This is a genomic window from Pseudodesulfovibrio pelocollis (assembly GCF_030282845.1).
Taxonomy (GTDB): domain Bacteria; phylum Desulfobacterota; class Desulfovibrionia; order Desulfovibrionales; family Desulfovibrionaceae; genus Pseudodesulfovibrio; species Pseudodesulfovibrio pelocollis.
The window spans coordinates 1-23080 of record NZ_JASTWE010000051.1; the positions used below are offsets into that span (position 1 = coordinate 1).

General features: G+C 64.1%; 21 protein-coding genes. 11 read left to right on the top strand and 10 right to left on the bottom strand.

Annotated features, from left to right (window positions below):
• Positions 1-277: 277 nt before the first annotated feature.
• Positions 278-1879 carry a bactofilin family protein gene (locus QQS14_RS14380; RefSeq protein ID WP_285907707.1) on the top strand — a complete coding sequence of 534 codons (1602 nt, stop codon included), beginning with the start codon at positions 278-280 and terminating at the stop codon, positions 1877-1879.
• Between the two features lie 3 nt (positions 1880-1882).
• Here QQS14_RS14380 and QQS14_RS14385 read toward each other — a convergent pair whose 3' ends face one another.
• On the bottom strand, positions 1883-2725 hold the full coding sequence (locus tag QQS14_RS14385) for a mechanosensitive ion channel family protein (protein WP_285907708.1): 843 nt from the start codon (positions 2723-2725) through the stop codon (positions 1883-1885).
• Positions 2726-2811: 86 nt separating this feature from the next.
• Here QQS14_RS14385 and corA point away from each other — a divergent pair, with 86 nt between their 5' ends.
• The 3 genes from corA to QQS14_RS14400 all read left to right on the top strand — a co-directional run bounded on the left by corA (position 2812) and on the right by QQS14_RS14400 (position 6199).
• Complete coding sequence (gene corA, locus QQS14_RS14390; RefSeq protein WP_285907709.1) at positions 2812-3864, top strand: magnesium/cobalt transporter CorA; 1053 nt, start codon at positions 2812-2814, stop codon at positions 3862-3864.
• A gap of 115 nt (positions 3865-3979) precedes the next feature.
• The gene (locus tag QQS14_RS14395; protein ID WP_285907710.1) at positions 3980-5467 is read left to right on the top strand and encodes a sensor histidine kinase; all 1488 of its coding nucleotides are present in this window, start codon (positions 3980-3982) and stop codon (positions 5465-5467) included.
• A gap of 108 nt (positions 5468-5575) precedes the next feature.
• The gene (locus tag QQS14_RS14400; protein ID WP_285907711.1) at positions 5576-6199 is read left to right on the top strand and encodes a LysE family translocator; all 624 of its coding nucleotides are present in this window, start codon (positions 5576-5578) and stop codon (positions 6197-6199) included.
• Between the two features lie 51 nt (positions 6200-6250).
• Here the strand turns inward: QQS14_RS14400 and QQS14_RS14405 are convergent, their stop codons facing one another.
• The 4 genes from QQS14_RS14405 to QQS14_RS14420 form a co-directional block, all read right to left on the bottom strand.
• Positions 6251-7396 (bottom strand): AI-2E family transporter, encoded by a 1146-nt coding sequence (locus QQS14_RS14405; protein ID WP_285907712.1) that lies wholly within the window; start codon positions 7394-7396, stop codon positions 6251-6253.
• Positions 7397-7536: 140 nt separating this feature from the next.
• Positions 7537-8214: an outer membrane protein gene (locus QQS14_RS14410; RefSeq protein WP_285907713.1), complete on the bottom strand. Its 678-nt coding sequence runs from the start codon at positions 8212-8214 to the stop codon at positions 7537-7539.
• Between the two features lie 175 nt (positions 8215-8389).
• The gene (gene htpG / locus QQS14_RS14415) at positions 8390-10285 is read right to left on the bottom strand and encodes a molecular chaperone HtpG (protein ID WP_285907714.1); all 1896 of its coding nucleotides are present in this window, start codon (positions 10283-10285) and stop codon (positions 8390-8392) included.
• A 115-nt stretch (positions 10286-10400) separates the two neighbouring features.
• Complete coding sequence (locus QQS14_RS14420; RefSeq protein ID WP_285907715.1) at positions 10401-11009, bottom strand: MerR family transcriptional regulator; 609 nt, start codon at positions 11007-11009, stop codon at positions 10401-10403.
• A 331-nt stretch (positions 11010-11340) separates the two neighbouring features.
• Between QQS14_RS14420 and QQS14_RS14425 the strand changes: the two genes are divergently transcribed.
• The 3 genes from QQS14_RS14425 to QQS14_RS14435 all read left to right on the top strand — a co-directional run bounded on the left by QQS14_RS14425 (position 11341) and on the right by QQS14_RS14435 (position 12664).
• The gene (locus QQS14_RS14425) at positions 11341-11838 is read left to right on the top strand and encodes a MauE/DoxX family redox-associated membrane protein (protein WP_285907716.1); all 498 of its coding nucleotides are present in this window, start codon (positions 11341-11343) and stop codon (positions 11836-11838) included.
• A gap of 167 nt (positions 11839-12005) precedes the next feature.
• Positions 12006-12500, top strand: coding sequence for a bactofilin family protein (locus QQS14_RS14430; protein ID WP_285907717.1), 495 nt, complete (start codon positions 12006-12008; stop codon positions 12498-12500).
• 14 nt (positions 12501-12514) lie between these two features.
• A complete protein-coding gene (locus QQS14_RS14435; RefSeq protein WP_285907718.1) occupies positions 12515-12664 on the top strand; it encodes a hypothetical protein in 150 nt (49 codons plus the stop codon).
• A 1270-nt stretch (positions 12665-13934) separates the two neighbouring features.
• Here QQS14_RS14435 and QQS14_RS14440 read toward each other — a convergent pair.
• The 5 genes from QQS14_RS14440 to hflK form a co-directional block, all read right to left on the bottom strand.
• Positions 13935-14906, bottom strand: a complete 972-nt coding sequence (locus QQS14_RS14440; RefSeq protein WP_285907719.1) for a hypothetical protein — start codon at positions 14904-14906, stop codon at positions 13935-13937.
• Positions 14907-15785, bottom strand: a complete 879-nt coding sequence (gene panB / locus QQS14_RS14445) for a 3-methyl-2-oxobutanoate hydroxymethyltransferase (RefSeq protein ID WP_285907720.1) — start codon at positions 15783-15785, stop codon at positions 14907-14909.
• Between the two features lie 276 nt (positions 15786-16061).
• Positions 16062-16784 carry a LexA family transcriptional regulator gene (locus QQS14_RS14450; protein ID WP_285907721.1) on the bottom strand — a complete coding sequence of 241 codons (723 nt, stop codon included), beginning with the start codon at positions 16782-16784 and terminating at the stop codon, positions 16062-16064.
• A 318-nt stretch (positions 16785-17102) separates the two neighbouring features.
• The gene (hflC, locus tag QQS14_RS14455) at positions 17103-17954 is read right to left on the bottom strand and encodes a protease modulator HflC (RefSeq protein WP_285907722.1); all 852 of its coding nucleotides are present in this window, start codon (positions 17952-17954) and stop codon (positions 17103-17105) included.
• Between the two features lie 11 nt (positions 17955-17965).
• The gene (gene hflK / locus QQS14_RS14460; protein ID WP_285907723.1) at positions 17966-19042 is read right to left on the bottom strand and encodes an FtsH protease activity modulator HflK; all 1077 of its coding nucleotides are present in this window, start codon (positions 19040-19042) and stop codon (positions 17966-17968) included.
• Positions 19043-19148: 106 nt separating this feature from the next.
• On the opposite strand from hflK, the gene QQS14_RS14465 reads away from it, so the two are divergent.
• The 4 genes from QQS14_RS14465 to QQS14_RS14480 are packed head-to-tail and all read left to right on the top strand — an operon-like array spanning position 19149 to position 22816.
• Positions 19149-20516: a phosphomannomutase/phosphoglucomutase gene (locus QQS14_RS14465; RefSeq protein WP_285907724.1), complete on the top strand. Its 1368-nt coding sequence runs from the start codon at positions 19149-19151 to the stop codon at positions 20514-20516.
• Positions 20517-20518: 2 nt separating this feature from the next.
• Positions 20519-21004, top strand: coding sequence for a YkgJ family cysteine cluster protein (locus tag QQS14_RS14470; RefSeq protein WP_285907725.1), 486 nt, complete (start codon positions 20519-20521; stop codon positions 21002-21004).
• Positions 21001-22092, top strand: a complete 1092-nt coding sequence (locus QQS14_RS14475; protein ID WP_285907726.1) for an efflux RND transporter periplasmic adaptor subunit — start codon at positions 21001-21003, stop codon at positions 22090-22092. Before QQS14_RS14470 ends, QQS14_RS14475 begins: the two co-directional genes overlap by 4 nt.
• Before the next feature lies 1 nt (position 22093).
• Complete coding sequence (locus QQS14_RS14480) at positions 22094-22816, top strand: ABC transporter ATP-binding protein (protein WP_285907727.1); 723 nt, start codon at positions 22094-22096, stop codon at positions 22814-22816.
• The last annotated feature ends 264 nt before the right edge of the window (positions 22817-23080 follow it).

Sequence of the window (23080 nt, forward strand, 5' to 3'; positions counted from 1 at the left end):
CGTCTTAAAGAGCGACTTTTGCTTCCTTTTGGGCGCTCCGGTCCAAAAGGAAGTCGGCCCGAAGGGACGAAACTCTTCCGTCTATGCCTCTGGTGAACAGGAGCGCGTCGGGAGAAAAAGAGCAGGGCAAACGCATCGAATTCCTATCCAGTGAATTGAAGATGCGCTTGCCCGGGGGCGGGCTTCCCTTTTTGCATGCGATGTTGCATATCGGATGGAAGGCGAAAGCTCCGGGGAATCGACATTTCGGGAAACAAGAAACGAGACGAGCAAGACCATGACCCTACTGGTACTGGCAAAAGAGCGGTTTGACGACCTGACGGAGGTTGAGGAGAAGCTATTCTCGGAGATTCAGAAGACCGGAGTGGCGGTGTTCCATGAGAAATGGGAGAACATCGATCCCTCCACCGCCGACCTGCCCGAACTGCGCGCCGAGTGCGTGGCCTGGCTGCTGACGGACAGAAAGGCGGGCGAGTTGATTACCCACCGGGGGGCGACAGTAAAAGGGGCGCGTTTGACGGGGAAGCTGGATGCCTCGTTTGCGCGGTTTCCGTGGCAGTTTGGATTAATCAGGTGCCATTTGTTGAGGACAATCATCTTATTGGATGCTTCCTTGGGAGTGTTGAGTCTGTCAGGTTCACGCATAACTCTCCTAATTGGAGATCGGATGCAGATATCAGGAGGATTATTTTTGGATGATGGATTTGCCGCCCACGGAGAATTGCGATTGTTAGGCGCTTCCATCGGCGAGTGCATGCAATGTTCCGGTGCAGTGTTTTGTAATGAAGGGGACCATGCATTGACTGGAGATGGAATGCATATCGCAGGGAACCTCTATTTCGATAGCGACTTTGTGGCAATTGGTGAAGTTCGGTTATTGCGCTCTTCCATTGGTGGAGACTTGATATGCTCGGATGGTGTGCTCATAAATGAAGAAGGAACTGCTCTTAATTTAGAAGGAATTAGCGTGGTTGGAGTTGTTTTTTTGCGTGAGCTGCTCGTAGCGGGGCGCATTGTTGCTGATGTCGCAAAGCTCGACAAAGGGCTTGAGTTAAAAAACAATAGTTGGAGATCGGGCGGATTTCTTTCTTTAGGTGGTACAGTTGTTGGTGGTCTTTGTGACACAAAAGACGGGTGGCCCGCCAAAGGCAATTTGTGTGTTAACGGATTCACCTATGAGGCGATCCATGACGAAGCCACCAAGAACGTTGCCGAGCGCCTCGCTTGGCTCGATCTCCAACCGGACGACGAATATCGCCCCCAACCCTATGAGCAGTTGGCGGCGGTGTATGCGCGAAACGGGTTTGGCAGCCAGGCCAGGAAGGTGCTCATCGCCAAGAATGACAAGCTGCTATGGTTCTACAGGCATCGCAGTCCTCTGAAACGGAGGAAAACGTATATGGCGGAGTTCCTCAAAGCCCAGGGGGACGAGCGGATCGACGCGGCTGAACGACTGCTTCCCGACAGATTCAAGGCAGAGACGGACCGGCTCCCCAAGCACAATTGGGGGCGTCATTTCTGGCATTGGTTCCTTGGGAAGTGCGTTGGCTACGGCTACCGTCCGCAGCGGCTTTTGTACATCGCGCTGGGCATGGTGGCTGTGGGTTGGCTGCTGTTTGGCTGGGGGGGCGGGCAAGGGGCCATGGTTCCGGCCCTGGCCGGGGCGCAGGAGTGTCCCCGGTTCCAGCCACTGGTCTATTCGCTGGATACCTTCCTGCCTCTGGTTGATCTGGAGCAGAAGAGCCGGTGGGTGCCGGATAGCCGCGTGGCGTGGTCGGTCGGCTCCCTGCTTGGCGGGTATCAGGTCTTCCACATTCTCATGGGCTGGTTCCTGACGACCATGGGCGTGGCCGCCCTCATCGATCGGCTCAAGCGCTAAGCCCTACTCCACCTGCATGGCCGCCAGCTCCATTTCGCCCGGGGTGAGGTGGGCGAGGAAACGGGTGGTGATGAAGTCCTCGCTCTCGCGCATCAGGCGGGTGCGGCAGAGGTAGCGCAGGGTCAGGCGGATGCCGCCCGAGGCCACGGTGACGTAGACCCGGGGCGACATCTCGCGGAAATAGACCGAGCGGCGCTCAAAGGCGGCGCGGATCTTTTCGAGGTCCATGGCCTGGGACTCGCGGTATCCCTCGGCCGCGTCCAGCAGGATGGTGCGCGCCCGCTGCCAGTCGCTGGCCGGGGTCAGTGTCAGTCGCAGCTCGTTCCAGAGGTAGCCCGCGCCGCGCGTGTGGTTGACCACGGGCAGGGTCAGAACCTGGGCGTTTGGCACCTTGACCAGCTTGCCCGTGCTGTGGCCCGTGGTGCCGCAGCCGCCGGATTCGAGCAGGGTGAAATAGAGCACGCCCTTGGCGATGACATCGCCCGAGTTGTCGCCCACCTGGACCCGGTCGCCGATGGCGAAAAGCTCGCGCCAGAAGATGACAAAGGAGCCGAGGAAGTTGAGGATGAACTCCTTGGACACGATGGTCAGGGCCGCGGCCACGATGGTCAGGGCCGCGAAGACCGGGCTCAACCCCTCGAACCAGATGATGACCAGCCCGATGACGAAGACGAGCATGGCCGCGTACTTGATGGCGTGGGGCGTCTCGGCCACGGGCCTGCCCTGGCGGGCGGCAAAGGAGCGCGCCATGCGGGCCAGCACGAGCAGAATGAGGGCCAGGGCCAGGGTGTGGGCCACCTTGACCAGCTGGGGATTGTCCAGAATCTGGCGGATCAACGCATCCATGAAAACTCCCGCGTGGACATTGGTGGTTTCGTCGGTATATTCTGATAGCAGGAACCCATCGCCATGACAAATCAAGTGAGGCCCCCATGTTCGATTCGCTGCGCTGGATGCGCGTCAAGCACGACAGCGCGCCCGGCTCCCTGATCTATGCGGGCGAGGGGCGCGACTTCACCCCGTTCATCGAGGTTTGCGCCTACTCGCGCGACGGACTCGACGAGCGGCGGCTGGACCTTGGCGAGCCCGTCGTCCTGGCGCCGGATCGAGTCAACCTCGTCGTGGTGGTGGGCATCCACGATGTGGAGACCATCCGCCGCGTGGGCGCTGATCTGGGCTTCCCGGCCCTGGCCCTGGAGGATGTGATGAACGCGGGCCAGCGGGCCAAATTCGCCTGGGCCGACGACGAGACCGCCTTCATCGTGCTCAAGAACCTGACCGAGGCGGACGGGGGGCTGGTCAGCGAGCAGGTCAGCCTGTTCTGGCGCGACAATCTGGTGGCCGTGTTCCTGGAGCGCGAGGACGACCTGCTCGACGGCGTGCTCGCCCGCATCCGCAAGGGCAAGGGGCGGCTGCGCACCGAGGGTGGGGCCTATCTCATGTGCGCCATCCTCGACGTGCTGGTGGACTGCAACATGGCCGCCCTGACCCGGTTCGGCGAGCTGGCAGAGGGGTTGGAGGCGCGGCTTGAGGGGCGCACCACCGACGAGCTGCTCGGCCAGCTCTACACCCTCAAGCGCGAGGTGATCCTGCTGCGCAACCAGCTGGTGCCCATGCGCGAGATATTCAAGGCCCTGCTGGGCGAGGACGCGGACCTGCCCGAGCCGGTGCTGCCCTTCCTGCGCGACGCGGCCGGGCACCACGAGCAGGCCGTGGACGCCGCCACCTCGCTGCACGACATCCTCAAGTCCATGATCGACTACCAGGTCTCGCTCATCTCCATGCGCACCAACCGGGCCATGCAGTTTCTCACGGTCATCGCCACCATCTTCATCCCGCTCACCTTCATCGCCGGGGTCTACGGCATGAACTTCGAGCACATGCCCGAGCTTTCGTGGCGCTATGGGTATTATTACTCCCTGGCGATCATGGGGGGCGTGGCCGGGGGCATGCTCGTCTACTTCCTGCGCAAGCGTTTTTTGTGATTTCCTTCAGGAAATTTTTCGCTTTGCTTGTCATTGCGGTGCTCAGACTGTATATTGTCAGCAATCTTGGGGCATGGTCCGCACCGGACCGCTGCCCGGCAGGCAGGGAGGGCGCATGAGCGTCGCCGACGATCCCCGGCGCGAGGAGGCCAAGACCAAGCTCGACTTCGACTCCGACGAGGAGCGGTTCGAGTACATGGTCAGGCGCATCGAGGAGAAGCTCGACGACTACGAGGGGTACGACTTCTCCCTGCGTCAGGTGCGCGCCCTGAACATCTTCTTCGAGCTGGCCCAGGAGGTGCGCGGGCGGGACATGTTCTACGCCGTGTGCATGATGATTCCCAAGGTGCTCTTCGGGCTTGAGAGCTCCATCTACCTGCTGGAGGACGAGGAGACCTTTGTCCTGGCCGACTGCTCCACGGACCGCAGCGCCTTTGAGCCGGTGCGCACCTGGGATCACGAGCTGACGCGCCACGTGGTGCTCACCGGCGGCCGCCTGCACATCCCCATCCAGTGCAACCCCCACTTCGCGGACATGCTCCCCTTCCAGCCGCCACACAACATCCTCGGCTCCTTTGTCTTCCACCCCTGCCTGAACACCCATGGGCATGATTGCCTGTTCCTCGAAAAATACGTCAACCGCGTGGGCTACCAACTGCACCAGCGCATCATCCGCTCGCGAAACCGCGAGCACCTGCGCTTCATCAAGTCCATGGTCCAGGACATCGGGCACAACGTCATTGTGCCCAACATGTACTTCAAGCTCTATTTCAACCGGCTCAAGCGGCAGATCGAGGAACTGCACGTGACCACCGAGGGGGTGCTCTCGCTCATGGCTCACTGCGCGGACGACGAGTGCGTGCGCCAGGGCGAGCGGCTGGCCCGCACGGCCTCGGCCATCGAGGCCCAGTATCAGGAGATCTACCGCCACTACGAGACCACCTCCATGTTCCTTGAGACACTGCTGCGCCGCCGCCATTTCGAGGAGGGCCGCTACGTGCTCGAAAAGCGCGAGGTGGACCTGCGCACCGGGGTGCTGGAGCCGCAGCTGGAGCGCTACCGGCAGGCCCTGGAGGACCGCGGCGTGCAGATCGGCTACCAGCTTGGCGGCGCGCCGGACCAGGAGGTGCGCATGATCATGGACCGGGGCCTCATCGCCCAGGTCTTTGCCAACTTCCTTTCCAACGCGGTCAAGTACACGGAGTCCGCGTCCCTGCCCGGTGCCGGACAGGGCAAGTTCCTCTCCTACGGCTGGCAGCTGCTCAAGGACTACTACGGCCCGGGCCGCCCGGCCATCCGGCTGTGGATCATCACCACCGGCCCGCCCCTGCGCCTGAACGACCCCATGACCGTGTTCAAGCCCGGGTTCCGGGCCGACAACGTGGCCACCGAGAGCGGCACCGGCCGCGGGCTCTATTTCGTGCGTCAGGTGGTGGAGCTGCACGGCGGCAGCGTGGGCTATCGCCACGATGGGCGCGGCAACGAGTTCTACTGCATGCTCCCCTTCGAGCACGAGCCAAGGGGGGTGCACGCCGACTCCGGCGAAGCCTGCCCGGACGGCGAGGCAGGGGATGCGTCTGCGCAAGGCGCGCCGCAGCAGTGATTCCGGCTTGACATGACGGCCTTGCGGGCGTTGAGTGAAGCGTCGTGGCCACGGCCCTTCGCATCCTGCGACTGCGGCCCGGGCCAGCCCGAGCCCCCGAGGAACGCCATGAGCATCGAAGCCTACGCCGCCTATCTGCTGGCCACCATCGTGGTCCTGATCATTCCCGGCCCCACCATCATGCTGGTGGTCAGCTGCTCCCTGACCCAGGGGCGGCGCGCGGCCCTGCCCCTGGCCCTGGGCGTGGGCCTTGGCGACATGGCGGCCATGGGCGCGTCCCTGGCCGGGCTCGGGGCGCTCATGGCCGCATCGGCCACGCTGTTCACCCTCCTCAAGTGGCTTGGGGCGGCCTACCTCGTGTATCTGGGAGTAAGAACATGGCGGGCCAGACCGGACCTGGGCGCGTCACTGGCCCGGATGCCGGGCACGAGCGGCCGGGCCAACTGCCTGCGCGCCTTTGTGGTCACGGCCACCAACCCCAAGTCCATCGCCTTTTTCTGCGCCTTTGTGCCGCAGTTCATCTCCCCGGTCGCGCCCATGCTGCCCCAGGCGCTGCTGCTGGGCACCACCTTCGTGCTTCTTGCCGTGGTCAACGCCGCCCTCTACGCCCTGCTGGCCGTGCGCGCGCGCCGCGCCGTGTCCAGCCCCCGGGCCATGACCCTGGTCAACCGCGTGGGCGGCTCGGCCCTCATCGGCGCGGGCGTGCTCACCGCAGCCATGCGCCGTCCGTAGCAGGAATCTTCCACATGGCCGGGGTCGGGTCGGCCCGGATTGGCGATGCGCCTATTCCGTGTCGGCGGGCGCCTCGTCGGGCTTGCCCTTTGCGTCGTCCAGGGGACGGCGTCCGGCCAGCATGCGGCGGTAGTAGGAGAGGCACAGGCAGGTGGTGGGCAGGGCGATGAGCAGGCCGAGGAAGCCGAGCAGCTTGCCCCAGATGGAGAGCGAAAGCAGGATGAGCCAGGGCGAGAGGCCCAGGTTCTCGCCCTGGATTCTCGGGATGAGGATGATCTCCTGGATGGCCTGGACCACGGCGAAGACGATGAGCACCATGACGATGCCGATCCACGGGGGCTGGCCCGCCTCCAGCGACGAGAGGCCGGCCAGGAGCACGGCGGGCGCGATGCCCAGGGTGCCCAGATACGGCGCGATGTTGAGGATGCCGATGAACATGCCGAGCATCACGGCCATGGGCAGGCCGATGATGACGAACCCGGCCGAGAGCAGCGCCCCCACCAGCAGGGCGATGATCAGCTGACCCCTGAAATACAGGCTCATGGTCCGCTCGAACTCGTTCATGAAGGCCACGGCCCCGGCCCGGTAGCGCTCGGGCAGGTACTCCTGCCAGCGCTGCCTGATCCTGCCGTAATCGGCCAGCAGAAAGATCACATAGAGCAGGACCACCCCCAGGCCCAGGACCCAGGCGAAGAGGTCCAGGGTGCGGAAGAGCACGCCCCTGACCCCGGGCAGGATGGTCCCGGCCAGCCTGCGCAGGGCATCCATGGCCCCATCGCCGGTGAAGAGGGCGCGCACGTCCTCGTCGCCGGCCAGGGTGCGCAGCCAGACCCAGACATCATCAGGCAGATATTCCCGGGCGCGCCGCGCCAGGGCGGCGTTGCCAGCCAGATCGGCCAGCACCCGGCCCATGTGGGCGAATTCCGCGGCCACCAGCGGGGAGATGAGCCAGACCACGCCGGTGGCGCAGGCGGCCAGCCCGATCACGGTGATGGCCACGGCCAGCCAGCGGTTGCGCACGGCGCGCTCCACCCGGCTGGTCAGCGGGTTGAGCAGATAGGCCAGGAGCAGGGCCACCACAAAGGGGATGAGCACGCCCGAGAGGTAGCCGAGCATCCAGACGAGGCCGACGAGAAAGGCCGCGCCGAGCAGCATGCGGACCACGCTGTCCAGGGTGTATGGGGTGTCTTTGAGCATGGCGACCTTCCGGGCGATGGGGTGTTGCGTCTGCCCCTTCCTATCAGTCCCGGCCCCTTTGGACAAGAAGGCCCGGCCCGGCCACGAAAAAGGCCCCGCCGAAAGGGCGGGGCCTTGGGAGCTTTTCGTGGGTCTGTTGTCTAGAACTGGTAGCGCAAACCGACGAGAACGTCGTGTGTGCCGATGTTCTTGACCTTGCTCGTCACGGTCTTGGTCGTGCCTGTGGCCGTGACGCTCTTGCCGTTGCCGAAGTAGTTGTAGCGGTAGGCGAGGTCAAGGAGGATGGAATCGGTCATGCTCCAGCCCACACCCGCGCCGAGGTTGAAGGCGAAGTTGGTCGAGGTCTTGCTGCCGGGTGAGGTGAGGGCATCGGTGATGGTGCCGGTGCTGAACTTCTCCTCGACCCAGGCAATGCCCACGCCGCCGTTGATGTACGGGGTGAAGTCTGTGGAGTTGTAGAAGTCCCAGTACCCGTTGAGCATCAGGGTGTGCAGGTCGATCTTGTCGGTCAGGGTCGAGTTGCTGTCAGTGTACCGGTACTTGAAGTCTCCGCGGTACATGTATTCAAGCTCGGTGCGGACCGGCACATCGTAATCCATCCAGTTGTAGCCCACGGCACCGCCCACGGCAAAAGAAGAGTCGGTCTTGAATTTGGAGCTGGCTCCGGTGGCCGTGGAGTTTGTGGATGAGGATTTGGTCGCGTCAAGGAAGGAGCCGCCCGCCTTGATCGATCCGTAGAATCCTCCGTCCCCAGCCGACGCGATTCCGGCAAAGGCCAGAACCATGACACACAGTGCGATACCTATTGCTTTTTTCATACCCACCCCGGGAAAGAGTTACTAGTTCTCATCGCCATATGCCATATTTCCAATTTCGTCAATAGGGGGGGTGGTCGCTGATGCGTTATTTCTTGAGGGGACGACGCGCAAACAAAAAGGCCCCGCCGGGCTGCATCGAGCCGGGGGGCCTTGGTGTGTCCGGGCGTTGCCTGGGCTATTTCTTCGAGTCCACGTACCAGCCGCTCGATTTGGTCAGCAGGTCCTGGACCCGGCCCACCAGGGCGTGGGGGTCGGTCAGGTAGCCTTCGAGCAGCAGGGCGGACTCGAAGAGCTGGTTGGCGGCCTGCTCGATGAACGGGTCGTTGGCGTCCTTCTCGAATATGGTCAGCATGTTGCGCACCAGGGCGTGGTCCGGGTTCACCTCCAGCACCTTCCTGGGGATGGAGGTGTCCTTGCTGATGACGCGCATGATCTTGTCCATGGAGCTGGTCACGTTGCCGTCCGGGTTGGCCAGGCACACGGGCGAGCCCGAGAGCCGCCGCGACACCTTGACCTCGGTCACGGCCTCGCCCAGCACGTCCTTGATGCGGGCCAGCAGGCCGTCCAGGGTCGTCTTCTGGCCATCGCTCAGGGGCGCGGCCTTTTCGTCCTGCTCCAGGGTCTCGAAGGTGTCGAGGGTGGCCATGTCCGCGTGCTCGGCGGCCACCAGGGGGTGGCCGTCAAAGTCGCGCAGGGCGTCCATGACGAACTCGTCGATGGGTTCGAAGAGGTAGAGCACCTCAAGCCCCTTCTTGCGGAAGACCTCAAGGTGCGGGGAGAGGCCCAGCGCCTCGCGGCTGGGGCCATAGGCGTAGTAGATTTCCTTCTGCCCTTCCCGGGCCCGGGACAGGTAGTCGGCGAACGAGGCCAGCCCCTTGGCATCGTCGCTCGTGGAGGAGTTGAAGCGCACCAGCCGGGCGAACTTGTCCTTGTTCAGGAAGTCCATGTACCCGGCCTTGAAGAGGATGCCGTGGGCGCGCCAGAATTCGGCGTAGCGGTCCGCGTCGTCCTTGGCCATCTTCTCCAGGTGGTCGAGCACCTGCTTGACCAGGGTGGAGCTGATCTTGCGGATCAGGATGTTGTCCTGCAAGGTCTCGCGCGAGATGTTCAGGGGCAGGTCCTCGGTATCGACCACGCCCTTGATGAAGCCGAGGTACTCGGGCAGCAGGTTTTTGTTCTGCTTCTCGATGAGCACGCGGCGGACATAGAGATCAAGCCCCCGGTTCTCGCGGTTCATGCCAAAGGGATCGCCGCCAGTCCTGGGCGTGAACATCAGGGCGTTGAACTGCACGGGCGCGTCCACAGAGATGTGCAGGGTGTCGAGCGGGTCTTCGGAGTCGTAGGTCAGGAACTTGTAGAACTCGCCGTACTGCTCGCTGGTGATCTGGAACTTGGGCTCGCGCCACAGGGCGGTGACCGTGTTGACCCGCTCGCCGCCCACATGGATGGGGAAGTTGATGAAGTTCGAGTGCTTGTTGATGATGGACTTGAGGTGGGCCACGTTGGTGAACTGGCCCGCCAGATCGTCCTTGAGCCGGACCACGATGCGCGTGCCCCGGGCCATGGAATCGTCCCCGTCGAGTTCCTGGAGCTTGTAGTCGTTCCTGCCGTCCGAGGACCAGACCACCGGGGAGGCGTCCGGCTCCATGGAGCGGGTGGTCACCTCCACCTCGTCGGCCACCATGTAGACCGAGTAGAAGCCCACGCCGAAGCGGCCGATGAGGGAGTCGAGGGAATCCTTGCCCTCCTGGGCCATGCGGGTCAGCTCGGCCGTGCCTGAGTGGGCGATGGTGCCGATGTTCTTCATCAACTCGTCGCGGGTCATGCCCACGCCGGTGTCGGTGATGGTGATGGTCTTGGCGTCCTTGTCCGCCTCGATGCGGATTTCGAGCACAGTGTCGTCCTGGCCGCCCTCGGCCGTGGTCATGAACCGGACCTTCTCCAAGGCGTCAGAGGCATTGGAGATGAGTTCGCGCAGGAAGATTTCCTTGTTGGTGTAGAGGGAGTGGACCAGGATGTCGAGGAGCTGGCTGACCTCGGCCTTGAACTTGTGGGTGGTTTTTTTGCCCATGCGATTGTCCTCCGAATAGATACGATGCGCGCCCCACCGCCGGGCGCACGGCCCGGGCGGCGACGCGAAAATGGTATGGGGGTGGACCGGGAGAAGAATCCCGCGTCACGCGGGGTTAGGTAGTCACGGAACGGATCTTGTCAAGGAGGTACTTTTCCATCTCGCGGCGGTCCTTGCGCAGGCGGACCATCTCGGCCTCCATGATCTTGAGCTTTTCCTTGAGCAACTCGTTCTCGGTCTTGAGCTGGTGGGTCTCCTCCATCTGGGTGGTGATGCGCCGGGCCGCGTCTTCCAGGCCCTGGCGGACCTCGGCCACGTCGGCCCCGCTGGCACCGGACTCACCTCCGGCCAGCACGCTGCGGATGCCCTCGCCCACACTCCGGGCGATCTCAAGGCCGATGGCCGCGGCCATCTTCATGGCCGGTTCCATGGCCATGCCGGTCATGGCCGGGGGCAGGGACGCGCCCTCGGGCATGGCGTCGGCCTGGAGCGGGAAGGAATGGGAGAGCTGGTCCATGACATCGCGGGCCGTGTGCCCCTCCTTGAGCAGGCGCGATATGGTGCCGAACACCTCGACGGCCTCGGGCCGGAACCGCTTCTGCCGCCCGCGCCCCACGCTGGGCAGATGCTGGGCAAACCGGTTCTTCCAGTAGTGGACCGTGGACTCGGGCAGCTCCAACTCGCGCGCGATCTCCGCAACAGACAACACCTTCTTGCCGCTCATGGTTCTCTCCCCCTTGCGCAGTGTCTTGTTGTTTTTCATTGGAGTACAGAAAAAATCCCTTCATCTCAAGAAAAATGTGAACTTATCCACCTAATTTCACAGAATTTTTATATCCAAACGCCGTTGTGGTTGAAATTCTTGATATTTTCTAGAGAATATCGTGACCCTGGGGTGGCCCCTGATTGCGTCCACAAGGGATTGCATCCGGTTGCACGAAGTTGCGGCCGGTTGTTGTCCGGCTTGCGGCCCTGCCGCGGCTCCGGGATTTGCCCTTGCAACGGTTTGCCCGTATAACCGATTCGCCCCGGGGGCGAAGGAGAGGCGGCAATCCATGACCAGACAGATGGTTTTTAAGGCGGCGTATTTCGCGCTCAGGTTCGGGCTTGGTGGTGCCTTCGTCTATGCGGGCGTGCTCAAGATGCTGGAACCCATGCTCTTTGCCGCGGCCATCGATGGGTACGGGCTGGTGAGCTGGGACGCGGCCAAGACGCTGGCCCGGGTGCTGCCCGTGGTGGAGGTGGCCGCCGGAGCCGGACTGATTTTCGACATCCGGGGCGCCTTGGGGCTGATTGTGGCACAGTTGTTGGTGTTCATGGGGGTGCTGGCCTGGGCCATGCACCTGGGGCTTGATGTGGATTGCGGCTGCTTCGGCCCGTCCGGGCTTCCACCCGGGATCACGCCGCCGCCGCAGGAAGGTCTAGGCGAGGTGACCAAGGCCATGATTCGAGACGCGGTCATGCTCGCGGGGGGTGGTCTGATTTACTGGCTGCGCCGGTTCCTGGGGGTGCGTCCGTGGCCGCGTGGGCGCGGGGTGGGGCGTCTTGGCTGATGCGCCGGGAGGCCTGGAGCCCGGCCACAGGCGGCGGGACAAGGGTTTGGCCGTGAAAAAGATGTGGCCTTTGGGTCGGGGCGAGGGTATAGAAGAGACCGGTTAGCGCCGATATGATCGGCTCACGGGGGACGCGCCGCGTCCCCGAACACCTGCGAGGTGACACCATGGGCCTGTTCTCGAAAAAGAAGACCGACAGCACTGAACTCAATGCATTTCTGGGCGTTGGCACCGAATATCGCGGCAAGCTCGACTTTGTGGGCACCGTGCGCATCGACGGGCGATTCGAGGGCGAGATATCCACTGAGGGCGATCTGGTCCTTGGCCGCAAGGCGCACATCATGGGCACTGTCCGGGTGGGGCGGCTGAACTCCTGCGGCCGTATCGACGGCGATGTGGTGGTCAAGGAGCACACCGTGCTTGAGGCGACTTCGGTGCTCAACGGAAGCCTGAGCACCCCGGTGCTCGCCGTGGAGCGCGGCGCGGTCATCGAGGGGAGTGTGAGCATGAGCGGGGGCGCTGCCCCGGCCAGACAAAAGGTGGTCTCCGCCGATTTCGGCGGCAGAGGGGCTCTGGCTGCGGGTTCGGCAGATGCCGTTCCGGCGGGCTCGGCCTCGGCGGAACCGGTCGCGCGGACCGGGTCCGATGACGCAAGCATGTAAGGAAGGGTGAGGATATGTTTGAACTGGTGATTGAACGCAACGGCGTGGAGAAGATCGTGTATGCGGCCGAGAGTCGGCGCGAGGTGGAGCTGGTGTTGCAGCGCCACATCCGCTCGCTTACGTCGGGTTCGGCCTTCATCCGCGAGACCACGGGCGGCAAATAGCCGCTCGGAAAGACCTTTCGGCGATCCGGCAACTGCCCGGAGGTGCCAGGGAAAAGGGCCGCTTGCGCGGCCCTTTTCTCAGTCTGCCGATAAAGGCCCGATTGCGTTGTTGCTTCAAAAAAGGCAAACCCTCGCGTATTTTCCATACGCGTCGGCCTTGCCTTTTTTTCGCGCCTAGCACTCGAACCTTTTTCGGCAGCCTGCCAGAGTGATTTGTCAATACTCCGGGAAAAGGGCCGCTTGCGCGGCCCTTTTCTGTTGGGGGTTCACTGATGAGGAGGATTGAGGTTCAAGTCTGCGTTCAAGGAGGTGTGGTATATGCTCAAAAACGTCCGGGTCCGGCCTGTGGCCACTGGGCAAAGTGGGGGCTTTTCACCCGTGCGACCGCCGGAACCGGAGTCATGAAGCCTGTCTTCTCTCCCTCGCCTGCCCGGATGCCGGGGGGGGCATCCGGGGAGGAGAGGAGGGACCGCCACAACAACGCGGCGGTCAGGATGATGAGAGTGAACGTTGCTGCGTCGTGCATGCCTTCCTGTTAGCATGTGCCGTGCCATTCGTGTTAATTGTTGTATTACAGATGGTTGAGATTTGTTGCTGCTGCAACGTCTGTGCAATGTGCAGTTTTCTGCGCGCGAGTTGTGTGTATGCCTGCACATTTGGGCCAGGGGCGCTGCTCCCGTTCTCTGCGCGAGGCGGCGCCGGTGCGCGAAGTGGCAGCCCGGTGCGCGAGGCGGCGGCCGGTGCGCACGCCGGACAGCCGCATGTCTTCGGGGGGCAACAAAGGGGAAGAGCCGCTTGCGCGGCTCTTCGGGGTCTTGGTTTCACCATGAGGAGGGGTATGGTGGTGTCTGGCTTTGAGGGGATCAGCGCTTCCCGTGGCCGGGCCGTGTCCGTCCGGCCCTGGGTTGGCGAGACGCCTGGACAGGGGCAGGGGCCGGAGGCAGGACCGTGTCCACGTCATCCCGCTCGGCCCGGATCGAGGAGGAGGTGTCCCGGGTCGAGAGGAGGGTCCGCTTCAACAGAAGGGCCATCAAGAGGATGAAGAGGAAGGTTGCGACATCATGCATGCCTTTCAATGAGCATGACTCGTGCCAAAATTTTAAACAACAATTCCAAATTGTTACAATTTGTTGCATGTGCAACTGGCGTACAGTTTGCACAAATGTGCAAGCCGGGTGGCGCAATGTTGCACCACGCGGTCCGGGTCCGGGCGACGGGAGTTGCCGAACGTTGCGCCTGTTTGGCTTGGGGGAGTCGGGTGGGCTGCGGGTCAGGCGACCAGGAGGGCGTAGAGCGTGGCCATCAGGATGAGGCTGGCCGCGCGCAGGGCCTGATTGCAGGCGATGAGCTTGAATGCCATGCGCGGCTTGAAGATGCCCGCATAGTAGGGGAACTGGTGGCGGAAGGCGCGCATGGGTGTGGAGAGGATGTTGCCCAGCATGAGGGCCAGCACCACCTGGGACTGGGTCAGCCCGGCGTCGCTGATCAGGGCGCTGGCCACGGCCAGCCCGGCGGTGAACTCGGCCGCCATGTGGAAGACCACGATGGTCAGCGCCTCCGGGGGCAGGAAGGAGAAGAGCCCCACCTGCCCGGCCATGAGCCCTTCGAGCCAGGCAAAGAGCCCGGCCTGCTTGAGCAGGAAGAAGGACGCGTAGATGGGCGCGGTGATGTACAGCACCCTGGGCAGCCGCTTGATGAACCTCCGCCAGGTCTTGCGCAGGGCCGAGCCCTTGTCGCGCATGGCCTCGGCCTCGTCCAGGCGGCAGGGCACGCACCCTTCGGGCACGGGCGGGAGCAGGAACCGGCCCGCCACCACGATGGACGCGGTGCGCAGCACGGCGGCTCCGGCTGTGAGCCCCACATACACGGCGGCCGTGCTGCCGATGAACGGGGCGGCGATGAAGAAGACCGTGGGCAGGTGCAGAAAATAGGTGGGCAGACTGTTGAAGAGGTTGGAGAGCATCAGTTCGCGATCGCTGATGGTTCCCTTTTCGTGGGCCTCGGCGAGCATGGTGTTGGCCGTGATGCCCGAGAAGAAGGCCATAGAGAAACTGGCGGCGGACACGTCCTTGAGCCGGGCGCGCCGGGCCAGGGGGTCGGCCAGTTTGGCGGCGTGCCGGGTCCAGTGCAGCGACTCGATGAGGTTGCCCACGAACAGGCCGATGCTGATGAAGAAGGTCAGCCGCATCAGCGGCCAGAGCAGCCCGTGCCAGAGCACGGGCCACGACAGGTCGAATGGCATCTATTTCTTCTTCTTGACCTTGATCCTGCGCACCTGGGCCACTTGGTCATCCGGCATGTACAGGGTGTTCTTGTCGCCGGGGAAGCGGCCGCGCCGCACATCGTCGCAATACTGGGCCAGGGCCTGGCGCGAAGCCTCGCCAAGCTCGGCGTAGCGGCGCACGAATTTCGGTACGAAGCGGTCGAAGAGGCCGAGCACGTCGTGATAGACCAGGACCTGGCCGTCGGTGACAGTGCCCGCGCCGATGCCGATGGTGGGGATGTCCACGGCCTCGGTGATCAGCTGGGCGCATTCCACGGGCATGGCCTCAAGGACCACGCTGAAGGCCCCTGCCTCTTCCACGGCCTGGGCATCGTCGATGAGCGCCCGGGCGGCCTCGGCCGACTTGCCCTGGGCCTTGAACCCGCCGAACCGGGCGATGTGCTGCGGGGTCAGCCCCACATGGCCCATGACCGGGATGCCCGCCTTGGTCAGGGCGCGTATCTGCGGGGCCGCGCTGACGCCACCTTCGAGCTTGACCGCCCTGGCCCGGCCCTGGGCCATGAGGCGGCCAGCGTTCTCGAGGGCGCGCTCCACCGTGCAGTAGGACATGAAGGGCATGTCGGCCACGAGCAGGGCGCGCGACACGCCCCGGCTGGCGGCCAGGGTGTGGTGGACCATCTCGTCCACGGTCACGGACAGGGTGTCCTCGTGGCCGAGGACCACCATGGCCAGGGAGTCGCCCACCAAGATGATGTCCACCCCGGCCGAGTCGGCGATGAGGGCCGAGGGGTAGTCATAGGCGGTGATGCAGCAGATCTTGTCTTCTGCGCCCTTGCGGGCCTGGATGTCCGGGGCGGTGACCGGCGTCTGGCGGGCGGTGTCGTTTGTGGTGTTCATAGCGCGACAGTATGAAGCCCGCATGGCCGCGTCAAGGGGCGGCGCGGGATTAACAGGCTGTTGAAAAACGGCGATCTGCGTCGTTGCTTCAAAAAGTTCAAACCCTCGCGTACAGGAAGTACGCTTCAGTCTTGAACTTTTTTCGCGCCTAGCATCTCACCATTTTTGAACAGCCTGTATGTTTGGACTTTTTCAACGGCCTGTTAAGGCGGAAACGGCAACGCGGCCGGACGGGAAATCCCCGCCCGGCCCCGGTATCGTCGCGGTGCGCCTGCCCTACATGGGGGCCAGGTTCTGCAGCACCCAGATGACGCGGCCAATGGTGCGGTCGTTCATTTCCGCCGCCGGGATGGTCAGGTCGGTGTACTTGTCATTGTCCGCCTTGAGCAGGAAGGTGTCGCCCTGCATGAACACGCGGCGGATGGTCAGCCCCTGGTGGGGGAAGTGCACGGCACACAGGTCGCCGTCCGGGTGCTCGCGCTGGTCGCGGTCGATACCCACGAAGGCGCCACGGCCGACAACCGGCTCCATGGCCGAGGAATCGACCTTGACCACCTGCAGCCTGGGGCGGCAGAAGGACTCGGGCACGGACAACTCCTCCATGGGGCTCGGCTCCCAGGTGGCGTTCTCCTTGTCAGCCCCGGCCATGGTGGACACGGGCACCACGCGGCCGCGCGAATTCAGGCGGCCGTAGGGGGCCGGGGTCTCGCGCAGCAGGGTGTCGGCCGGAATCTTGGCCTTGGTGGCATTGATGTAGACCGGCTCCACTCCCTCGGACAGCCAGTCCGGGTCGAGCCCGTGGCTGCGATAGAGCTTGAGAAACCAGTCGGCCGGGATGGAGCAGCGGCGCTTGGCGTCCGAGATGCTCGACTGGCGCACGTCCAGAACCTCGGCCAGCTGCACCTGGGTGCGCGCCCCGGTGGCCTTCTTGATGCGCTCCAGGGCTTCTTCGAACCATTTCAATTGTGCTTCGTCGCAGTGACGCTTTTTCTTCGGCATGGTGGCTCCTTTGGCCTTTGGCTATAAAGTTATAGCCAGTAACTGTCGGATTCGTGCTCCGTCAACCAGGAGGATACTCGTGGTTTCGTCGCCTTGAGAATGATTTTTCTGGATCACGCGGGGCACCGTGACGGGTTGCCCCGAAGAATGCGCTTTTTGGTCTTTGCTGCCGCAATATCATGTTGTGGAAAATTTCCCAGCCAACTTGGGAAAATCTCCCGGATTTGTCAAGTCGTATATATTCGGCCTCGGAGAGGCTATGCAAGGCGCGGCCCGCATGTGCGGGCCGCGCCTTGAATGGTACAGATGAGCGGCCGGTCAGCGCAAGTGTCGCAGGAAGTCGCTCTGCGGGGTCATGATGAAGCGGGTGTTGTCGCCGAAACTCTTGCGGTAGGCCTCGAGGCTGCGCATGAAGTCGTAGAACTCTGGAGCCTTGCCCAGGGCCTCGGCGTAGATTGCGGTCGCCTGCGCGTCGCCCTCGCCTCGGGTTATGGCGGCCTGCTTCTCGGCGTCGGCCAGGATGATGGAGCGCTGCTTGTCCGCCTCGGCGATGATCCGGGCCGACGCCTCGCGGCCTTCGGAGCGGTACTGGCGGGCCTGGCGTTCGCGTTCGGCCTTCATGCGACCGTAGATGGCCCGGGCGTTCTCGGGTGGCAGGTCGGTGCGCTTGATGCGCACGTCCACCACCTCGATGCCGTAGGGGTGCAGCAGTTCGCGGGAGCGCTCGGTCACGGCGGTCATGATTTCAAGGCGCTTGTGGGACACCACCTCGATCAGGGTGTAGCGGCCCACGGCCACGCGCAGCTGGGAGCGGATGATATCGTCCAGCCTGGCCTGTGCGCCCTGGACGCTGCGCACCTTGGTGTAGAAGGTGAGCGGGTCGTAGATGCGCCACTTGGTGTAGGAGTCCACCTTCATGTACTTCTTGTCCGCAGTGGTGATCTCCTCGGGCCGGGCATCGAAATCCAGGATGCGCGAGTCGAAGAAGACCACGTTCTGGACAAGGGGCATCTTGAAGTGCAGGCCGGGGCCGAGGGCTTCGTCGCCCACGGGGCGGCCGAGTTCGAGCACGATGGCCCGCTCGGTCTGGTCCACGGTGAAGATGACCTGGGTCAGGCCCAGCGCTGCCACGACGATGAGTGCTATGAGTGCTATGGTGATCGGTTTCATTGTCGTCTCCCCTATTGCTTGGCCTGGCTTGGTGTCGTCTGCCTGGGCAGCTTGTCCAGCGGCAGGTAGGGGACGGATTTCTTGAGCGCGTCGTCGGCCATGATCAGCTTTTCGATCTCCGGGTTCTGGAGGATGGACTCCACGGTCTCCAGGTACAGACGGCGGCGGGTGATGTCCTTGGCCTTGTTGTACTCGGTGAGCACGGCCAGGAAGCGGGAGGCGTCACCCTGGGAGCGGCGGACCTTGGTTTCGGTATAGGCCTGGGCCTCGTTGGTGATGCGGGCTGCCTCGCCGCGCGCCTTGGGCAGGATGTCGCGCTCGTAGGCCTCGGCCTCGTTGACAAAGCGGGCCGAATCCTCGCGGGCGCTGGCCACGTCCTTGAAGGCCTCGATCACCTCGTCGGGCGGATGCACGTTCTGCATCTGCACGGCCACGATGCTGATGCCCGCCTCGTAGGTGTCGAGAATCTGCTGCATCAGGTCGCGGGTTTCCACCTGGATGTCCTGCTTGCCCGTGGTCAGGGCGTCGTCGATCTTGGAGCGGCCGATGATCTCGCGCATGGCCGACTCGGCCACGTGAACGATGGTCGCCTCTGGCGAGGACACGTTGAAGAGGAACTCGCGCGGGTCCTTGATCAGGAACTGCACCGTGAACTGCACCGAGACGATGTTCTCGTCGCCGGTGAGCATCAGCGCTTCCTCGGGCACCTCGCGAGACACGCCCTGCTGGAAGCCGTTCTGCAACAGGCCACGGGGCACGGAACGGAAGCCGAACTCAAGGCGCTGGATCTGCGTGACCTTGGGGGTGACGGCACTTTCCACCGGGAACGGAATGTGGTAGTTCGGCCCGGGTGTGGTGATGCGGGTGAACTCGCCAAAGCGCTTGACCACGCCAAGCTCGTCAGGCTCCACGATGTAGAAGCCCGAGGCGATCCACAGGACAATGATGAGAGGAACGACGATTTTCCATCCCGGCACCTTGAAATTCTTGAACTTCTGGAAGTGCTGCTGAAAATCGTCAAATCCCGGCGGCTTGCCGCCCGGGCGCCCCTGTTGTTGTTTTTGTAGTTTTTCCCAATCCCAATTCATAATAGAGCAGGAATAGGCACAATCCGGCACAAGGTCAAGAAGAGTCGGCGAACCGGAACACCTCGAAGGCAGGGGCGGAGCGGCGGCAAAACGAATCGGGAGGCGCATGCTGCGAATCAACAAGGGTATTTTTCGGGCCTATGACATCCGGGGCATCGTGGATGAGGATTTTGACGAGGCCTGGGTGCGCGAGCTTGGCCGTGCGTGCGGCGCGTTCTTCATCCGGCGCGGAGCAACCCGCGCCCTGCTCGGGCACGACTGCCGGGCCAGCTCGCCCGGCTACCAGCAGGTCATGGCCCAGGGGCTGGCCGCCACCGGGCTCGACGTGCTCTGCCTGGGCCAGGTCTCGACCCCGGTCTTCTATTTCGCGGCCCGGCACCTGGGCTTTGACGCCGGGGTCATGATCACCGCCAGCCACAACCCCAGCGAATACAACGGGTTCAAGGTCTGGAGCGGTCGCTCCACCATCCACGGCGACGATGTGCTGGCCATCCACGACCTCATGGCCGCGGGCGATTTTCCCACGGGGTCGGGCATGGTCTCGGTCCACGACATCCTTCCTACCTATGCCGAGGATCTGCTCTCGCGCGTGACCCTGGCCCGGCCGGTGCGGGTGGTGGTGGACGGCGGCAACGGTTCTTCCGGCGACCTGACCGCCGACATCCTCGAAGCCGCCGGGGCCGAGGTCGTCCGCCTGTACTGCACGCCCGACGGATCGTTCCCCAACCACCACCCGGACCCGGTGGTGGAGGCCAACATGGAGGACCTCAAGGCCGCGGTGGTGGAATTCGGCGCGGACTTCGGCGTGGGGCTCGACGGCGACGGCGACCGCATCGGGGCCGTGGACGAGACCGGCCGCCTCATGTACGGCGACCAGCTCCTGGCCATCTACGCCCGCGACCTGCTGCGCGAGCTGCCCGGCGCGGGCGTGGTGGCCGACGTCAAGTGCAGCCATCTCCTCTTTCGCGATGTGGAGGCCCACGGCGGCACGGCAGAGATGTGCGTCACCGGCCACTCCATCGTCAAGGACCGGATGATCGAGACCGGCGCGGCCATCGGCGGCGAGATGTCGGGCCACATGTTCTTCTTCCACGGCTACCACGGCTTTGACGACGCCACCTTTGGCGCGCTCAAGCTGGCGGGCATCGTCAGCCGGGCGGAGCGCCCCCTGTCCGCCTTCCTGGCCGACTGGCCCACGGTCTTCAACACCCCGGAAATCCGCATGGACTGCCCCGAGGCCATCAAGTTCGAGGTGGTGGCCCGGGCCCAGGCCCACTTCAAGGCCCGCTACGACGTCATAGACATGGACGGCGCGCGCGTGGAGTTCGGCGACGGCTGGGGACTGGTCCGCGCCTCCAACACCCAGGGCGCGCTGGTGCTGCGCTTCGAGGCCGAGTCCGCGGACCGGCTCAAGGAGATTCGGGCCATCATGGAGCCCCCCATCAGGGGCTGGATCGCCGAACTCGGAGGTTGACCTTGGGCGGCCTGAAGGCGCTTCTCGGGCTCATGCGCCGCCTGCGCTCGCTCATCCTGCGCAGCGAGGTGCGGGTGGTGGGCCAGTGCCACGTCTGCGGCAAATGCTGCCAGGGCATCCTCCTGCGCGACAGGGGGCGCTGGCTCAGGACCGAGCACGCTTTCCGCCGACTCTGCCGGGACGAGCCCGGCCACGAGCGCTTCGAGATCACCGAGCGCGACGACGCGGGCCGCCTCGTGTTCCGCTGCGCCTCCCTGGGTGCGGATAATTTTTGCACATGCTATGCAGACCGTTTGCCCCTGTGTAAGAGTTATCCATCAAAGTCCCTCTACTATCAGGGCATCACCCTGCGGGAGGATTGCGGATTTTCCTTCAAGGCGACAACGTTTCGTGACATCATCAGGCAACGCTCACGGCGTTCCATCCCGGAGTTCACCGAGGTGCTGCGCCGGGAACTGGACAAGCCCGGAAACAGGGAAGGCCAATGAAGAAGCTCCTATTCATCCTCGTGGCCGCGCTGATCACCGGCGGCGGCATATGGTACTTCACCGGCGGCGCGGCCAGGGAGGAGATCACGGTCATCCGGACCGCCACCGTGGGCCGTGGCGACGTCTCCAGAATCCTCGAAGCCACGGGCATCGTCAAATCCCAGGTGGGTGCCCAGGTCAAGATCGGGGCGCAGGCCACGGGCGTGCTCGAATCCGTGGCCGTCAAGGTGGGCGAGGCAGTCGGCAAGGGCGACCTCATCGCCACCATCGACAGCCGCGAGTTGCGCTCGCAGATCGCCGAGGCCGAGGCCAACCTGCGCCAGCAGACCGCCAGACTCCGCTACCTGGAGACAAACCTGCCCCGCAAGAAATCCCTGGTCAGCCAGAAGCTCGAAGCCCAGGACGCCCTGGACATCGCCATTCAGGATACCGAGATGGCCCGTCATGCCGCAGCCTCGGCCCGGGCCAGGCTGGAGACCCTCAAGGTCCAGCTCTCCTACACCCGTATCTTCAGCCCCATCGACGGCGTGGTCAGCCAGGTGGCCGCCCAGGAGGGCGAAACCATCGTCTCCGGCCTTTCCGTCACCAACCTCATCACCGTCATCGACCCCTCGCGCCTCGAGATGTGGATATACATCGACGAGACCGACGTGGGCCGCGTCTCCCACGGCCTGCCCGTGCGCTACACCGTGGACGCCTACCGCGACCGCGTCTTTGAGGGCGAAGTGGACGTCATTTACCCCGAGCCGGAGATCCGCGACAACATCGTCTACTACCGCGCCCTGGTGCTGGTCACGCCCGAGCAGGCCGAGTTCCTGCGGCCGGAGATGACCACCCAGTGCAAGATCGTCGTCGAAACCCGCCACGACGTCCTGGCTGTGCCCAACACCGCCATCAAGTGGGTGGGCGGCCGCCGCGTCTGTTTCGTGGTGGACGACCCCAAGCGCCCCCCGCGCGAGGTGACACCCGAACTCGGCCTGGCCGGCCTCGAAACCAGCGAGGTGCTCTCGGGCCTCAGCGAGGGCGATGTGGTCGCCACCCAGCTGGTACTGCCTGCGGCCAAGACCGGGCAAAAAAAGGGCAACTAGCATGCCGGACCCGGCCATCAGCCTCGACGCCATCACCAAGACGTTCTTCCAGAGCGCCGAGAACAAGCCCACGCCCGACGCCCCCGGCATCGAGGTGCTCAAGGGCATCACCCTTGACGTGCCGCGCGGCGAGTTCATCGCCCTGCAAGGCACCTCGGGCTCGGGCAAGTCCACCCTGCTGCACATCATCGGTCTGCTCGACAGGCCCACCGCAGGCACCTGCCGCCTGCTCGGCCGCGACACCTCCACCCTCGACGACGACCAGCAGTCCGATCTGCGCAACCTCGCGCTGGGCTTCGTCTTTCAGTCCTTCTATCTCATCCCCTACGCCACGGCGCTGGAAAACGTCACCCTGCCCGGCCTCTACTCCGGCCGACCCCACGCCGAACTCAGGGAACGCGCCGCCCGACTGCTCGACGACGTGGGCCTGGCCGACCGCATGGACTTCAAGCCCTCGCGCCTGTCCGGCGGCCAGCAGCAGCGCGTGGCCATGGCCCGCGCCCTGCTCAACGAGCCGGACATCATCCTGGCCGACGAGCCCACCGGCCAGCTCGATTCCGCCACCTCGGTGGAAATAATGAAGCTCTTCCACGCCGTGCACCAGACCGGCAAGACCATCGTCGTCGTCACCCACGACGAGGAGGTGGCCCGCGAGGCCGACCGCGTCATCAAGCTGCACGACGGCCGCATCGTGGAAGACGTGACGCGCACAGTAGCTGGCTGAGTAGCTGGCTGAGAGAGGTCGCTGAAGGGGATGCCTCCGGCGGCCCCTTCGGGGGGACCAGGACGCTGTCCTGGACCTGCCAGGGGCCTAAGGCCCCTGGACCCCAGGGTTGTTTCCGGGCGGGCGCGCCGGGAAGTTGGCGGCAGCGGCAGGGCGCCCGGCGCGCCCGCCCGGAAACGGGGGTTTGGTTAAGAAGTTGTAATTATTTCGGCATGACGCACACTTGGACGATCGTCCCCTCCCGCGCGCATGCGCCGCCAAAAA

Coding starts and splice junctions, on each gene's coding strand:
- QQS14_RS14425 (WP_285907716.1), top strand. CDS start 11,341: ATGACCAGACAGATGGTTTTTAAGGCGGCGTATTTCGCGCTCAGGTTC.
- QQS14_RS14395 (WP_285907710.1), top strand. CDS start 3,980: ATGAGCGTCGCCGACGATCCCCGGCGCGAGGAGGCCAAGACCAAGCTC.
- hflK (WP_285907723.1), bottom strand. CDS start 19,042: ATGAATTGGGATTGGGAAAAACTACAAAAACAACAACAGGGGCGCCCG.
- QQS14_RS14430 (WP_285907717.1), top strand. CDS start 12,006: ATGGGCCTGTTCTCGAAAAAGAAGACCGACAGCACTGAACTCAATGCA.
- QQS14_RS14450 (WP_285907721.1), bottom strand. CDS start 16,784: ATGCCGAAGAAAAAGCGTCACTGCGACGAAGCACAATTGAAATGGTTC.
- QQS14_RS14385 (WP_285907708.1), bottom strand. CDS start 2,725: ATGGATGCGTTGATCCGCCAGATTCTGGACAATCCCCAGCTGGTCAAG.
- hflC (WP_285907722.1), bottom strand. CDS start 17,954: ATGAAACCGATCACCATAGCACTCATAGCACTCATCGTCGTGGCAGCG.
- QQS14_RS14440 (WP_285907719.1), bottom strand. CDS start 14,906: ATGCCATTCGACCTGTCGTGGCCCGTGCTCTGGCACGGGCTGCTCTGG.
- QQS14_RS14405 (WP_285907712.1), bottom strand. CDS start 7,396: ATGCTCAAAGACACCCCATACACCCTGGACAGCGTGGTCCGCATGCTG.
- QQS14_RS14420 (WP_285907715.1), bottom strand. CDS start 11,009: ATGAGCGGCAAGAAGGTGTTGTCTGTTGCGGAGATCGCGCGCGAGTTG.
- QQS14_RS14480 (WP_285907727.1), top strand. CDS start 22,094: ATGCCGGACCCGGCCATCAGCCTCGACGCCATCACCAAGACGTTCTTC.
- panB (WP_285907720.1), bottom strand. CDS start 15,785: ATGAACACCACAAACGACACCGCCCGCCAGACGCCGGTCACCGCCCCG.
- htpG (WP_285907714.1), bottom strand. CDS start 10,285: ATGGGCAAAAAAACCACCCACAAGTTCAAGGCCGAGGTCAGCCAGCTC.
- QQS14_RS14435 (WP_285907718.1), top strand. CDS start 12,515: ATGTTTGAACTGGTGATTGAACGCAACGGCGTGGAGAAGATCGTGTAT.
- QQS14_RS14475 (WP_285907726.1), top strand. CDS start 21,001: ATGAAGAAGCTCCTATTCATCCTCGTGGCCGCGCTGATCACCGGCGGC.
- QQS14_RS14465 (WP_285907724.1), top strand. CDS start 19,149: ATGCTGCGAATCAACAAGGGTATTTTTCGGGCCTATGACATCCGGGGC.
- QQS14_RS14380 (WP_285907707.1), top strand. CDS start 278: ATGACCCTACTGGTACTGGCAAAAGAGCGGTTTGACGACCTGACGGAG.
- QQS14_RS14410 (WP_285907713.1), bottom strand. CDS start 8,214: ATGAAAAAAGCAATAGGTATCGCACTGTGTGTCATGGTTCTGGCCTTT.
- corA (WP_285907709.1), top strand. CDS start 2,812: ATGTTCGATTCGCTGCGCTGGATGCGCGTCAAGCACGACAGCGCGCCC.
- QQS14_RS14400 (WP_285907711.1), top strand. CDS start 5,576: ATGAGCATCGAAGCCTACGCCGCCTATCTGCTGGCCACCATCGTGGTC.